At 55.3% G+C, this 15,301-nt stretch carries 10 protein-coding genes, 1 other RNA gene and 1 other annotated feature; of the genes, 8 read left to right on the top strand and 3 right to left on the bottom strand.

Annotated features, from left to right (window positions below):
* Positions 1-297: 297 nt before the first annotated feature.
* The 6 genes from ACK8P7_RS09550 to ACK8P7_RS09525 all read left to right on the top strand — a co-directional run bounded on the left by ACK8P7_RS09550 (position 298) and on the right by ACK8P7_RS09525 (position 8,967).
* A complete protein-coding gene (locus tag ACK8P7_RS09550) occupies positions 298-1,746 on the top strand; it encodes a GGDEF domain-containing protein (RefSeq protein ID WP_410043982.1) in 1,449 nt (482 codons plus the stop codon).
* A 14-nt stretch (positions 1,747-1,760) separates the two neighbouring features.
* The gene (locus ACK8P7_RS09545; protein ID WP_410043980.1) at positions 1,761-3,059 is read left to right on the top strand and encodes an ABC transporter substrate-binding protein; all 1,299 of its coding nucleotides are present in this window, start codon (positions 1,761-1,763) and stop codon (positions 3,057-3,059) included.
* Positions 3,060-4,360: 1,301 nt separating this feature from the next.
* Entirely contained in the window at positions 4,361-5,998 is a 1,638-nt protein-coding gene (locus tag ACK8P7_RS09540) for an NAD(P)/FAD-dependent oxidoreductase (RefSeq protein WP_410043979.1), read from the top strand.
* A 148-nt stretch (positions 5,999-6,146) separates the two neighbouring features.
* Entirely contained in the window at positions 6,147-7,004 is an 858-nt protein-coding gene (gene proB / locus ACK8P7_RS09535; RefSeq protein ID WP_410043978.1) for a glutamate 5-kinase, read from the top strand.
* Positions 7,004-7,318, top strand: coding sequence for a DUF896 domain-containing protein (locus tag ACK8P7_RS09530; protein ID WP_410043977.1), 315 nt, complete (start codon positions 7,004-7,006; stop codon positions 7,316-7,318). Before proB ends, ACK8P7_RS09530 begins: the two co-directional genes overlap by 1 nt.
* Positions 7,319-7,680: 362 nt before the next feature.
* On the top strand, positions 7,681-8,967 hold the full coding sequence (locus tag ACK8P7_RS09525; protein WP_410043981.1) for a glutamate-5-semialdehyde dehydrogenase: 1,287 nt from the start codon (positions 7,681-7,683) through the stop codon (positions 8,965-8,967).
* A gap of 380 nt (positions 8,968-9,347) precedes the next feature.
* Here ACK8P7_RS09525 and ACK8P7_RS09520 read toward each other — a convergent pair whose 3' ends face one another.
* Entirely contained in the window at positions 9,348-10,466 is a 1,119-nt protein-coding gene (locus ACK8P7_RS09520) for an ABC transporter substrate-binding protein (RefSeq protein ID WP_410043976.1), read from the bottom strand.
* Positions 10,467-10,628: 162 nt separating this feature from the next.
* Positions 10,629-10,863, bottom strand: a binding site (T-box leader).
* Positions 10,864-10,946: 83 nt separating this feature from the next.
* Positions 10,947-11,978, bottom strand: coding sequence for a sugar kinase (locus ACK8P7_RS09515; RefSeq protein ID WP_410043975.1), 1,032 nt, complete (start codon positions 11,976-11,978; stop codon positions 10,947-10,949).
* A 171-nt stretch (positions 11,979-12,149) separates the two neighbouring features.
* Between ACK8P7_RS09515 and ACK8P7_RS09510 the strand changes: the two genes are divergently transcribed.
* Together ACK8P7_RS09510 and uxaC are read left to right on the top strand one after the other, a co-directional pair.
* Positions 12,150-13,178, top strand: a complete 1,029-nt coding sequence (locus ACK8P7_RS09510; RefSeq protein WP_410043974.1) for a LacI family DNA-binding transcriptional regulator — start codon at positions 12,150-12,152, stop codon at positions 13,176-13,178.
* 243 nt (positions 13,179-13,421) lie between these two features.
* Complete coding sequence (gene uxaC, locus ACK8P7_RS09505; protein WP_410043973.1) at positions 13,422-14,849, top strand: glucuronate isomerase; 1,428 nt, start codon at positions 13,422-13,424, stop codon at positions 14,847-14,849.
* Positions 14,850-14,911: 62 nt separating this feature from the next.
* On the opposite strand, the gene rnpB is transcribed toward uxaC, so the two are convergent.
* Positions 14,912-15,258: RNase P RNA component class A (rnpB, locus tag ACK8P7_RS09500), an RNA gene on the bottom strand.
* Between the last annotated feature and the right edge of the window lie 43 nt (positions 15,259-15,301).

Genomic DNA, 15,301 nt, shown 5'->3' with positions numbered 1-15,301 from the left:
TACCAAGTGCCGCTAAGGGGACCCGGCTTGATTTCACACGGTCTCTACGTATGGCCTCCGTTGTCGCCCCGCCTGGTCCCCTTGTCTGAACAGTCACGCTGCTGTCTGTATTTTTCGTGAAACGCAGTCGTAAATCTTGCGTATATTTAAAATTAATAGTAAAATATTTATAAAATTTAGTGATCGGGTACATGATTTGTTGTAATAGGATCGAACATGCACTGTAAATGTCCGGGTTTTAGTACTCTGTCTGATGAGTGTTTCGCGATATAGAGGGGAGTATCACGCGTGAACAAAATGTTGCATAAGATCCAGCTGACGATGACCATCATCTTTTCGCTCGGTATCCTGATGGTGGCGATCGTCGTGACGGGTCTTACGTTGTCCAGCTCGAATACGACCCTGCGGCAGCAGGTGTCGGTGCTGGTGTCGGCGAATTCGAAGCAGCTGGAACTGAATATCGATAACTATATCCGGGAGGTTCAGCAGAAGGCGGCCCTCCTTTTTTCCAGTGAGGAGTACTATGGCTATGATCCGCTGGATACGACGCTTGATGATTATAAAAAGCTGCAGCGGGAGAAGGCCATCAACGAGAAGATCGTCGATCTCGGGATCATGGAGAACTTCTCGGATTTCGGCATCATCTACAGTGATGAAAGCACGATCGGCTGGATCTCACAGGTGACGAAGGCGATGTTCCCAAAGGGCGGCATGTATGAGACCTTCGCGAAGACCATACAGAATCCGCAGACGTCGGACGGCTGGTCCTTCGGCATCAACGGAAATTATGACCGTCTCTACTACACGAAGCGTCTGAATCCGCATGCGCTCGTCGTGGCGTCCATCTATAACCGTGAGCTCGAGAGTGTGTTCGAGTTCCCGAAGGCACTGAACGATATGACGGTACGTCTGGTCAATGCAGACGACCAGATCCTGTACTCGAGCCGTCAGCGTGAGGTTTCCACCATGCTTCCGGAGCATATCGTATCGCTTTTGAGTGGTGTCGAGAGCGGCAGCGTAATGGACAGCGAGTATCTCGTGACGAAGGATAGCTGCCAGAACGGCTGGCACGTCATCTGTACGATTTCCGTGGAGTCGATGACACGTGAAAATTCCATCGCCGCGCAGAAGACGATCTTGATCGTCGCCTGCATCTGCTGTGTGCTGATCCTCGGCGGTATCTTCGTCTATACCGTATTCAACCGTTCGGTATCCGGCATCGTGACCGACTTAAATGATAAGGCGAGTCATGATCTCATGACCGGACTTCTGAATAAAGCTTCCTTCGAGAGCTTCGTCACGAACGAGATCGCTGCGGTTTCCGAAACGCAGGTGAGCAGCTTCATCATGCTCGATCTCGATAACTTCAAGAAGGTGAACGACCAGCTCGGCCACAGTGTCGGGGATGAGGTCATCATCCGAATGGCAAAGCTGCTCCAGAATGCCTTCACCGAGAATGTACTGATCGGACGTATGGGCGGTGATGAGTTCGCCATCTACCGAAACTATCCGGAACTTTCCTTCGAGGAGGCGAACGAGATGGCGCATGACGAGATCCATCATCTCTATAACTGCTTCAAGCGGGAGTTCGAGAAGGAACGGGATATCTGCCAGATTTCCGTGAGCTCCGGCATCTATCTGATGGATAAGGGAAAATATCATTTCGAGGACGTCTATAAGCGTGCAGACAGTGCACTCTATGAGGCGAAGCGCAGCGGAAAGGCACGTCCGAACTATGTTTCGTAAGGTGGTGAGACGGGATGAGAAAAATCGCATGGAAAAAATTACTGGCATGCACCCTGATCTCAGCATTGGCCCTCAGCACCGGCGGCTGCAGCTTCTGGCACCAGCGCGTGCTCGGTGAGGGCACGCAGACGATCTACCGGCAGGATACGGAGCAGACGGCGATTTCCTACGCGTGGTGGGGAAACGACGCACGCCACCAGTACACGCTGACCGGAATCCAGGTCTTCGAGGAGAAGAATCCGGACATTCGTGTGAACCACACCTATGGTGTGTGGGACGGCTACGAGACGCGCAATCAGGTGTTCATGAAGAGCCATACGAACGCAGACGTCATGCAGATCAACTATTCCTGGCTGCATACCTACTCGCCGGATGGGACAGGCTACTATAACCTCAACTACCTGACGGATGTGCTGGATCTCAGCCGCTATACGGAGGCGGATCTCGCACTCGGTACGGTGAACGGGCATCTGAATGCGATCCCGATCGCCTACAATATGTCGGTGTTCTTCTATAACAAGGATGTCTATGACCGCTATGGGCTCGACATCCCGGAGACCTGGGATGATCTTTTCCAGGCGGCGGAGCAGATGTCGAAGGATGGGATCTATCCGATCGGCATGGTGAAGAAGCATTTGTTTCTGGGCCTCGTCGCGCATTTCGAGCAGACGACGGGCCGGGTGCTGTTCACGGCGGATGGAAGCTACTGCGGAACAGCGGAGGACTGGGTGGAGATCCTCGACTTCTATAAGCAGCTGCTGGAGAAGAAGGTCATTCCGCGGGTAGAGGATTTCGACGCGACGGATTTCGAAAACGGGACGACGGCAGGGGCCGGCTGCTGGGCGAGTGATGCGACGCGCTACTGCGCGGAGCTCTCTAAGTACGGGTTCAACGTCGTCATCGGGAACAACATCATGGAGCCGGGGGCGCTTCGCAGCGGCTGGTACACGAAGCCGGCGACGCTCTATGCGATCAGTGCGACGACGCAGCACCCGAAGGAGGCGGCGCGCTTCCTGAACTTCCTCATCAACGACGCAGATATGGCGCGGCTGCAGGGAACGGAGAAGGGTGTGCCGATTTCGGAGCGGGCGCTGGATGCGCTGAAGAGCTCGCGGCAGCTGGACTCGCTCGAGTATGCGGCGGCGCAGGAGATCAGGGAGATGCAGGATGAAAACGCGATCATGATTCCGCAGCTGGAATCGTCGACCGTGATGGATGCCTTCAAGAACACGGCGGATAAGTATTTATATGGGAAGGAGAGCCTGGAGGCGTGCGCGGCGGAGATCAACGCGCAGCTGCAGGGAAACTCCTAAAAAAATAAACAGTGGCCGGAGGGCAGGCAGCGGAAACGCAGTACGGCAAACAGCCGGAGGGCAGACATCGGAAACACAGTACGCCCTGCGGCGGTAAATTCTAAAACAGGACCCCTAAGAAACACTAGGCTCCTTCCAATCACCGGGTTTTCTTTATGAAAACCCGGCGTTGGAAGGAGTGCTGAGGAAAAATTACTCCAAGTGTTTCTAAGGGGTCCTGTTTTGAATTTACACGTCCTCGGCATATGGTTTCCGATGTCTGTCCTCCGGCTTATTTGTGATCGTGCATAGGTTTTCCGCTGCCTGTCCTCCAGCCTGCTACGTGTCTATAATTTGTAGCAGTTCAGCCGGGTTTCTTTCTAATTCCAGCTGGTTTTTGGGGGCACTTACCCGGGGCGTCTCTTCTCGTTTGCCTGCCCACCCCCGGCGTACATCTTTTATCTACTCACATATCGGCCCGCCCCATGCAGGCAAACAAATAATCGGCGCCTGTTTCAGGCCGAGCGGGTGAGGCTGTATCAAAACCGTGAATAACAGGTATGATGGGGTAACGGTAAGAGGGGCTCCAGGTCCAAACTAGGGCATGTCCTATCCAATATGGCTTGATTTTGAAAATACTGGATATGTTTTTGAACTGGAATAATAGAGGAAGGCTGGAAAATATCCACTCTTAATCGATTTTGAAAATGCTGGATATGAAAGGCCTTATTTTACAAGAGGAATCCGGGATCGAGTATCCAGTATTTTATAAATGAAGGTATATTGGATATACGCTTATGGAAATTCTTCTTAGAAGCCTGAAATACATATCCACTATTTGAAAAATCCAGGTAGATTGGATGGTACGCATATATGCGTATGCCTGATTTTACGGAAAACTATCCAATATTTGCCCGATTATGAAATAGTGGATATCTTAGCATCGTGCGCTAAAATGATAAACGATGTTAATATTATCCACTATTTCATAATCCGCCAGTTATTAGATGAAACCATCGATTTTCATCTTTTTCGCCCGGGTTGCCAGAAGTTTGAGGGCTCCTCATGAGCGGGGGTGGGACCAGAACGTATAGTCATCCACGAATCCTATGGGGTGGGCGAATGAGGAGCAGCCTCAAACTTCCATGGAGAGCCAGGGGGATGGACTGTTACTATGATTTCGTATTTCTCCTGTTTTGTGTTATGATGGCAGTGTTTTGTTAATGGTCGGAGTGGAGCTCCCCGGAGCGCTGCCTGCGATGGTGGGTTCTGAACGGTGAATCAGTGCCTCTCATTTGAGGCGTTTGAATAAAGGAGTTTTTATGATTAAGGTGAATCAGGTGAAGCTTCCGGTGACGGCGTCGGTAAAGATGCTGCGGCTTCAGTGTGCGAAGCTGCTGGGGGTGAAGCCGGCGGAGATCGCGACGCTGGAGGTGCTGCGGCGGTCGATCGATGCGCGGAAGCGGCCGGAGATTTTCTTCAGTTATACGCTGCTGGTGGAGCTGGAGGGTGGTCTTCGGGCGGAGGAGAAGCTGGTGAAGCGGCTTCGGAACCGGGATGTCCAGATGGGCGAGCGGGTCGAGTATCGTGCGCCGGAGCTCGGTGAGAAGATCGGGAACGTGCCTCGGCGTGACTACTTCCGGGAGGAGGCGCATCGTCCGGTGGTCGTGGGCTTCGGTCCGGCTGGGATGTTTGCGGCGCTGATCCTCGCGCGTGCCGGGATGCATCCGATCGTGTATGAGCGTGGTGCGTCGGTCGAGGAGCGTGTTGAGGATGTCGAGCGTCTCTGGGCGACAGGCGAGCTGAAGCCGGACTCGAATCCGCAGTTCGGTGAGGGCGGCGCTGGAACATTCTCCGACGGAAAGCTGAACACGCTGACGAAGGATCCGGATGGGCGCAGTCGTTTCATCCTGAATCTGTTCGTCGGCTATGGGGCAGATCCCTCCATCCTCATCGACGCGAAGCCGCATGTCGGGACGGACTGTCTCGTCGATGTCGTGCGCGGAATTCGCTATGAGATCGAGGCGCTCGGCGGTGAGATTCACTTCCATACGAAGTTTACGTATGATCCGGTGCGGGACAAGGATCGGAAGATCATCCTCGCGATCGGTCACTCGGCGCGCGACAGCTATGAGGAGCTCTACGCAGCCGGTCTCCACATGGAGGCGAAGGACTTCGCGATGGGCTTCCGTGTACAGCATCCGCAGGCGATGATCGATGCGGATCTCTATGGTGCGGTGGATGCGGAGACGCGGCGGGCGCTCGGGCCGGGTGCCTACAAGTTGACGCACACGAGTGCGAAGAATGGGCGTGGTGTCTACAGCTTCTGCATGTGTCCGGGCGGCTATGTCGTGAACAGCTCGTCGGAGCCGGGCCGTCTCTGCGTGAACGGGATGAGCTATCATGCCCGGGACGGGAAGAACGCCAATGCTGCCATCATCGTGTCGATTCGGAAGACGGATTATGATGGGGCGGCCCATCCGCTCGGCGGCATCGCACTGCAGCGAACGCTGGAGGAGCGGGCATACCAGCTGCTGGATGGCCGTGTGCCGGTGCAGACCTACGGGGATTTCAAGGCGGATCGCGAAACCACCGACGAAACGGTCGGGAGCATTGGCCCAGAAATCAAGGGGCAGTACGGCTACAGTCGGCTGAACGGGCTGTTCTGCTTCCCGGCGGACTCGTCCTATGCGGCGCTCAATGAGTTTAACGAGACCTTCATCGAGGGGATGGAGAGCTTCGAGCATAAGCTGCATGGCTTCGCGCAGGACGATACGCTGCTCTGTGGCATCGAGGCGCGGACCTCGAGTCCGGTGCGGATTCCGCGGGGAGCGGATTTCTGTTCGAACATCCCGGGGCTCTATCCGTGCGGTGAGGGTGCCGGCTATGCGGGCGGTATCATGAGCGCGGCGATGGACGGCATGAAAGCCGCGGAAGCACTTGTCAAGTCGTATAATTAATTATAGAATATTCCATTATTTGTTTTTTATTTTCGGTCGACGCCTCGGAGGGATGGCAGCAGAAACACAGTACTCCGAGGCGTCTGTCTGAAATGAATCATAGAATATTTCAGTTCTCGGGAGTGTTATGGAAAAAACGAATCATGAGATGAGAGCAAGTTTAAAAAATAAGAAGCGGATCGTGATTAAGGTGGGGTCCGCGAGCATCACCCACAAGGAGACGGGGAGTCTGGATCTTCGGAAGATCGAGAAGCTGGTGCGTGTGATTTCGGATCTGAATGCGGAGGGGAAGGATGTGATCCTCGTGTCGTCGGGTGCGATCGCGACGGGGCGGAGTGTGATCGGGATGCATCGTCGTCCGCGGAGCATGGCGGAGAAGCAGGCGTTCGCGGCGATCGGGCAGGCGCGTCTCATGATGACCTACCAGAAGATTTTCTCGGAGTACAGTGTGATCGCGTCGCAGGTGCTGCTGACGAAGAATATCATGCTCGATCCGCGTTCGCGTATGAATGCGACGAACACCTTCCTCGAGCTGCTGAATCTTGGCACAGTGCCGGTCGTCAATGAGAATGATACGGTGTCAACGTCGGAGATCAATCAGGTCGAGTCCTTCGGGGATAACGACCAGCTGGCGGCGATCGTCGGTGCCGTGGTGCATGCGGATCTGGTGATTCTGCTGTCGGATATCGATGGTCTCTTCACGGACGACCCGAAGAAGAATCCGGATGCGGAGTTTATCCCGTTCATTCCGGAGATCAATGCGGACATCCTCGAGATGGGGAAGTCGGACAGCGGGTCCAATGTCGGCACCGGGGGCATGAGTGCGAAGCTCGCGGCGGCACGGATTTCGACGGACAGTGGTGCGGATATGGTGATCGCGCGCTTCACGAGTGCGGATGTGATCACGGAGATTCTCGAGGGAGAGAATGTCGGCACGCTGTTCGCAGCACATGAAAATAAGGATTTTGATCTCGTACAGTATCTCGAGAGTGAGGAGAATGCATAATGGTTACAGAGCAGGATATCAAGCGTATCAATGAGCTTTATCATAAGTCGAAGGAGGGCAGCGGCCTTAGTGAGGAGGAGAAGGCCGAGCAGGCGACGCTTCGCCGTGCCTATATCGATTCCGTGAAGGCGAACCTCGGCGTGTACCTGAAAGACATCAAGAACGCGTCGAAGCAGTCCGAGCAGGACGCCGCAGACGCCTTCGACCCGAAGACGAAGGCGCAGCAGGCGATGGCTGCGACTGACGCCCAGCTCGATGCCGAGAAGGCCATGGCGGAAACCGACCAGGAACTGAAGGAAGAGAAAGGGGTCTGACCCCGAAAAGTAGGCAGGGGCCCGGAGGGGTGGCAACGGAGGCACAGTACTCCGAGACCGGTGAACTCTAAGCCGGGGACCCTAAGCGGCACTAGGCCCTCTGCAATCACTGAGTTTTCTTTATGAAAACTCAGCGTTGCAGAGGGTTCCAAGGAGAGATAACACCAAGTGCCGCTAAGGGAACCCGGCTTGATTTCACACGGTCTCTACGTATGGCCTTCGTTGCCACCCCTCCGGGGGAACCCTGCCTGAGCGGTTACAAGTTAACTTCCGGGCGGCCAAGGGGCCTGACCCCCGCGTAGTGCCTGACGTCCCGTGAATTTAGTCAGAAGGGGGTCGGACCCCGGAAAGTTGAGGAGATGATGATCGATCTTGAGCGAATCGGTGCGGATGCGCGTGCAGCGTCGCGGACGCTGGCAGTGCTGGATGCAGCGAAGAAGAATCAGGTGCTGAGGATGGCGGCGGATGCCCTCGATCGGGAGGAAAACCAGGCGGCGATCCTCCGGGGCAATGCGGAGGATCTCGCCATCGCAGATCAGAATCAGATGCCGGCGGGGCTTCGGGATCGTCTGCGGCTCACAGAGGAGCGTCTCCATGCGATGGCGGATGCGATCCGTGACATCGCGTCTCTCGAGGATCCGGTCGGCGAAGTGCTGTCCGAGACGACGCGCCCGAACGGGCTCCGGCTTCAGAAGGTGGCGGTGCCGATCGGTGTGATCGGGATCATCTACGAGGCGCGTCCGAACGTGACGAGCGATGCCTGGTCCCTCTGCTTCAAGACGGCGAATGCCGTGATCCTGAAGGGTGGGTCGGATGCGATCCACTCGAACCTCGCGATTACGAAGGTCCTCCGGAGCGCCATCGAGGCCGCCGGCATTGACCCGAACGTACTGCAGCTGATCGAGGCGACGGATCACGAGACGACGAACCGCTTCATGCAGATGAATGAGTACGTGGATGTGCTGATCCCGCGCGGTTCGCATCGGCTGATCCAGGCGGTCGTGCGCAATGCTTCCGTGCCGGTCATCGAGACCGGAGCCGGGAACTGTCACATCTTCCTCGACGCAAGTGCGGATGTGGCGAAGGCCGTGCCGATCGTGTTCAACGCGAAGACGCAGCGCATCGGTGTGTGCAATGCCTGTGAGTCGCTGGTTGTGGATGCAGAGGTGCTGTCGACGGTGCTCGTGCCGGTGATTCGGAAGCTGCAGGAGATGCAGGTCGAGGCGTACTGTGATGCGCCGAGTTACGCGGCGGTGCAGGCGGCGGCAGCGGCCGGAGAGGGCATCGACATGCGCCTCGTGCATGCGGCGACGGAGGAGGACTTCACAACGGAGTACCTCGACTATAAGATCTCGGTGAAGACGGTGCACTCGGTAGCGGAGGCGATCTCGCATATCAACCGCTGCAGCACCGGGCACAGTGAGTCGATCATCACGGAGGATGCGGCGCATGCGGAGCAGTTCCTGAACGGGATCGACAGTGCCTGTGTCTACTGGAACGCGTCGACGCGCTTCACGGATGGCGGCTGCTTCGGCTTCGGTGCCGAGATCGGGATCTCGACTGGAAAGCTGCACGCGCGTGGCCCGATGGGACTTCGAGAGCTCACCACCTATAAATATAAGATCTACGGAGATGGACAGATCCGTTAAGTATTATGGGCCCCGGAGGACCGGCAGCAGACGCACAGTACTCCAAGACCGGTTCAATCTAAGCCGGGGACCCTAAGCGGCACTAGGCCCTCTGCAATCACTGAGTTTTCTTTATGAAAACTCAGCGTTGCAGAGGGTTCCAGGGAGAGATAACACCAAAGAGACGATGCCATCAGATGCGCCTACGGCGCGGGCATCGTCGTTTGATTTTGCCACCAAGGTGGCAAAACGGCCTCGCCGCCCGGGGGCATCCACGCGCCAAAGGCGCATGGATATGTACCAAGTGCCGCTAAGGGGACCCGGCTTGATTTCACACGGTCTCTACGTATGGCCTCCGTTGCCGCCCCTCCGGGTCCCCTGCCTGCCTTAACTGTTACAATTTAGTTTGCAAATTCCTTCTCGGTCTTCGTCTCGACGATCTGTGTGCAGAGATCCTGGATCTCGGACTTCACGGTATCGAGGGAAAGGCCCAGTGCCTCGCAGCTGTCGGTGTTGATGGTCGCGATACCATTATCGAAGGTCTTGACCGCGAGACTTGCCGTATCCTTACCGTCGAGGAGGATCTCCGCTACAGTGTCTGCGGTTGCGACACCGAGATTCGAATAATCGACACCATAGCCCATGAAGGCACCGTTCAGTGCAAAGGAATCCGCGCCTGCGTAGTGCGGGATCCCCGCCTCGAGGAACTTCTCATAGATACCGAGCTCTGCCTGCTGGATCGTGTTGTCGGTCGGTGTAAATACCGCATCCACGCCTTCTGCGACGAGTGCATCGGCAGCCGCCTGTACCTCATCGGTCTTCGTACCGGTCTTCTCGATGTACTTGATGCCCTTTCCATCGAGGTACTTCTTCGCATCCTCGATCGGCTGCTTCGAGGAGTCCTCCGAGTTGGAGTACAGCAGTCCGACATAATCGGTATCCGGATTCACAGCCAGCATGAGATCCATGATCGCGTTCGTGTTCAGCGCATCTGAGGTTCCGGTAATGTTGGCGCCCGGCGCGTCCATGGTCGCGACCAGCTTCGCAGATACCGGATCCGATACGGCGGAGAATACCACCGGGATATCCTGGCCTTCCACTGCAGACTGTACAACCTGTGCCGCCGGAGTTGCAATCGGGATGATGATGTCTACATCATCCGAAATCAGCTGACTCGCGATCTGGTTCAGTACCGTTGCGTCGCCCTGACCATTGAAGGTGTAATCCTTATAGTTGAAGCTGACGCCTTTCTCCTCGGAAATCTTATCCAGCTCCTTCTCCACGTTCTCCTCGATCTGATTGAGGGACGGATGATCCATGAACTGAACGATACCGACCTTATATTCCTTCCCCGCTTCTGCGGCTGCCTCAGTAGCGGCTCCCGTATCTGCTGCAGCCTGGGTAGTCTCCGCCTTCGTCTCCGCAGCCGTCGTCGCGGCCGGAGCCCCGGACGAACCACAGGCACCCAGTGTCGCTGCCATCAGTGCTGCCATCGTCGCTGCCATAAACTGCTTCTTCATAATATTTACCTCCATGATGTCGGGCGCTCGCCCTCTGTAGATGTTCAACTGGAGCTGATCGAAATATGATGTATCACGGAAAATCCCCGAGCCTCTCCACCCCTCCGGGGTGGCCCTCTCATGGATTCGTACTAAAAAAGCCCCATGCGGAGATTTCTCTCTGCATGAGGCGAATTAATCCATAATCCGTGGTACCACTCATCTTACCTTTCGGTCACTTTTCACATACCAGCATATGTGCTGCCTGATAACGGTACAGAACCCGTCGCTTCCTACTCGATCCCTTTCGGAGCGCCCTCCAGAGTCCATTCACTCATCTATCCTGTACCGTATTCTCATCATCGACGGCTCTCTTTGACATTCAGGATGAACTACTTCTCTCTGTCATCGGTTTGTTTTATTCGATTGACTGTACTTTAACACGTTAAATCCGAATCGTCAACACCCGATCCATAATTAAATTTTATATCAGATGTTCTGTCAGCGATCCATCTCGCTGTGGAAACCAGTGGAGTAGTGATCGTGGATCACCGACTCAATCTCCTTCAGTGAGCTCTGCGGCAGATCGCCCGGGATGGTATTCTTCATCGCAGAGGTCGCATTACCATACTTCACTGCCTCCTGAACATCACCGTTTGAGTGAATCAGTCCATAGAGCGCACCAGAAATATACGCATCACCGGATCCGATCCGATCGACGACATCGATGTTCTCGTACGTCGGCTCCTCGAAGTAGGCGTCACGCTCTGCACAGTAGGCAAGGGAGCCGAAATCGTGGCTCTTCGGGCTGTGTACCGTGCGCTGCGTCGCAAATACAGCCTTGATCGGGAACTCCTCGGTGAAGCTCTTGATCATCTCCCGGCAGCTTCCGGTCTTCAGGAAGGTAAGCTGTGCCGTCGACTCGGAGCAGAAGAAAACATCCACATACGGAAGAATCTTCAGAATCGTCTCACGTGCTTCATCTCCACTCCAGAGGTTCCCACGGAAGTTCACGTCGAAGGAAATCAGCGCGCCATTTTCCTTGAAGCGCTTGATCGCCTCGATGGTCGTCTCACAAAGCTGTGGAGACAGTGCCAGGGTGATCCCCGACGTATGGAAGCACTTCGTGCTCTTATACACCTCTGGATCGATCTCATCGAGACTCAGGGAGAAGAAGCTCGAGTTCCGGCGATCATAGATGACCTGCGGCTTACGCGGGTATGCGCCATACTCATAGTAGTACACGCCGACTCTGGCATCCTCTGACTGATCGTAGATGAAGAAGTCATCCGATACGCCGTAGCTTCGGATGGTACCCTTCATAAACTGACCGAGGTCATGTGCCGGAAGCTTCGAGATGATACCGGTATGAAGGCCGAGCAGTGCGGCGCCTACCGCTACGTTCAGCTCTGCACCGCCGACGTTCTTCTCGAACACGTCTGAACGGGCGATACGCTCGTTTCCTGGTGGCGAAAGTCGAAGCAGCAGCTGTCCCATGGTTACAAGATCAAAGGGTCTATCCGGAAAATTCATATTCATGCCTCCCATGCCTCGGAAAATGCTTCCGAAATTGTCGATAATGCATATAATGCATTGATTTTATACCATTCTTTCGTTATAATCAAGGAAAATGTAAACGCTTACACGAAAGAGCTCATTTCCTGGTAACCGTTCTTCATGCGAAGCGTCAAAGAAGGAAACAGTATGAATATTTACGATATCTCGAAAGTAGCCGGGGTTTCCATCGCTTCCGTCTCCCGTGTCATCAACGGCGCGGAAAACGTCTCCGAGAAGACCCGTAAAAAGGTGCTCGATGTCATCGACCAGTACGGCTACACACCAAACGCGTATGCACGTGGTCTAGGGCGCGGTTCCATGAAGACCATCGGCATCATGTGCTCCGACCCGACCGATATGTACCTTGCGAGCGCCATCAACTTCCTCGAGACCGAGCTGCGCAGCCAGGGCTATAATTCCATCCTCTGCTGCACCGGCTTCGAGCTCGAGAATAAGAAGGCGAGCTTCGAGCTCCTGAAATCCCGTCAGGTCGACGCCTTCATCCTCGTCGGTTCACAGTTTATCGAGCCGAATCCGGAGGACAATGCCTACATCATCGAGGGTGCCCGGGAGCATCCGGTCATGATTCTGAACGGTTATCTCGAGGGCGAGAACATCTACTGCACCGTCTGCGACGAGCAGGGCGGTATGCGAAACGCGCTCCACCAGCTCTATGACACCGGCGCACGGAAGTTCGTCTATGTCTACTCGAGTGTCAGCTACTCCGGCACACAGAAGCTGGCCGGGCTGCACCAGGGCATCGCGGAGCTCGGTCTCCCACAGGGCGCACTCCGCACCGTACATGGCCACCGCCGCTTCGACGAGATGGCGCAGCTTCTGAAGGAAGCCTACGAAGAGGAAGCCTTCGACGCCATCCTCGGCTCCTCCGACACCTCCGGTGTCGGTGCCGTCAAGTTCGCGCGACGCATGGGCCTTCGGATCCCGGAGGATCTCCAGATCGTCAGCTGGAACGACTCCACCCTCGCGGTGGCCTCCTCTCCGGAGCTGACCAGTGTCGACGCGATGCTGAAGGAGCTCTGCCAGAAAACCTGCCAGCATCTGATGACGCTTCTGAATCCGGCGGAGGATGCGCAGGGCGAGCCGCTCGAGACGGAGATCCCGAAGAAAACCGTCATTGCGACGCGCCTCGTCACGCGTGAAACCACACGTTTCTGACGACCGGAGGCCTGCAGCCTCTCCTGCCCTGTCACCGATCATCACGCTGACAGCGGCACCAGACGAGGCCACTGAAACGTCGGAGGGTCACAAGCGAACACTCGTATGCATTGACCGTCCGACACCTGCACTGAAGACAATGCCGTAAGGCGTTGCATATATATTTATCCCTATCTGTCGCTGTCCCCGGAGCGAAATGCACGGACCGCTCGGCAGATACCACAAACTCATGGAGGTAAAGCTATGAAACCATTTATGGACAAGGACTTCCTGCTCTCGACCGATGTAGCGAAGGAGCTCTATCACGAGATCGCAGAGAAGGCACCGATACTCGATTACCACTGTCATATCGATCCGAAGGATATCGCAACCGATAAGAGCTACGATAACATCTTCCAGGTATGGCTCGGAAAGCCACCAATCGGTGACCACTACAAGTGGAGACAGATGCGTGTCAACGGCGTACCGGAGGAGTACATCACCGGAGATAAGCCGGACCGCGAGAAGTTCCAGATGTGGGCAGAGACCCTTCCGAAGCTCATCGGTAACCCGCTCTACCACTGGTCTCACCTCGAGCTTCGTAAGTACTTCGGCTACGAGGGCTACCTGAACGGCGACACCGCTGAGGAAGTATGGAACCTCTGCAACGAGAAGCTCCATGATCCATCCATGTCCGTACGGAACATCATCAAGCAGTCGAACGTAAAGCTCATCTGCACCACCGATGACCCGATCGATACCCTCGAGTGGCATCAGAAGCTCAAGGACGACGCAAGCTTCGACGTAAAGGTTCTTCCTGCATGGAGACCGGACAAGCTGAACAACATCGAGCTCCCGACCTTCGCACCATACATCGCAAAGCTCGCGGAGAGATCCGGTATCACCATCACCGATATGGCTTCCCTCGAGAAGGCAGTCGCTGACCGTCTCGATTTCTTCCAGTCCATGGGCTGCTCTGTCACCGACCACGGTGTTCGTTACGTTGCATACGCTCCGGCTGAGAAGTCCGAGCTCGATGCGATCCTGAAGAAGGCGATGAACGGCGAGGCAGTGACTACAGAAGAGGCTGCCAAGTACAAGACCGCGATGCTGCTCTTCCTTGCAAAGGAGTACAACAAGCGTGACATGGTCATGCAGATCCACTACGGCTGCGTACGTGATAACAACGCCGACATGTTCGCAAAGCTCGGCCCGGATACCGGCTTCGACTCCGTCGACAACTACGCTCCGGCCGATCAGCTCGCGAAGTTCTTCAACGCTCTCAGTGCGACGGATGAGATTCCGAAGACCATCCTCTACTCACTGAACCCTTGCGATAACACCACGATCAATACCATCGCCGGCTGCTTCTGCAAGGCACCTGTAAAGAACAGAATAACTCAGGGTGCTGCATGGTGGTTCAACGATCACAAGCAGGGCATGATCGACCAGATAGTCAACATGGCAAACCTTTCCGCACTCGGAAACTTCAACGGTATGCTGACCGACTCCCGCTCCTTCCTCTCCTACGCTCGTCACGACTACTTCCGTCGTATTCTCTGCGAGCTGATCGGACAGTGGGTAGAGAACGGTGAGTATCCGTACGACAAGAAGGCCCTGACCGAAATCGTAAAGGGTATCTCCTTTAACAACGCTGTGAAGTACTTCGGCTTCGATCTCGAGCAGTGCTAATAAATTTTAAAAAACGGGAACCTGTCCTCTCTGAGGACAGGTTCCCGTTTTGTTTTTTTGAAATGTCGAGCATCGTAATAAGCCGGGTTATGTATCAAGTGGTCATCTATCTAGGACGTATGTTGCCATACGCCTCCATCAACCTACCCGGAAGCGGACGAGCCACCCTATGCTTCCTGTTTGGTCTTTCTTCAGATGGGGTTTATAATGCCGTTCCTGTCACCAGGCCCGCGGTAGTCTCTTACACTGCCCTTGCACCCTTACCGGCCGAAGCCGGCGGTCTACTCTCTGTTACACTTTCCTGTGCGTCACCGCAACCTGCCGTTAGCAGGCATCCTGCTCTGTGAAGCCCGGACTTTCCTCTCCCAGCCGGTTTCCCTACGCTGGCAGCGACCACATCCGATACTCGACACCACATTTTACCTCAGGAATCCCGCGCCGTCAAGCACCCG

Source organism: Oribacterium sp. P9 (genome assembly GCF_046365365.1).
Lineage (GTDB): Bacteria > Bacillota > Clostridia > Lachnospirales > Lachnospiraceae > Oribacterium.
This window is presented reverse-complemented; position numbering and strand designations above follow the sequence as displayed.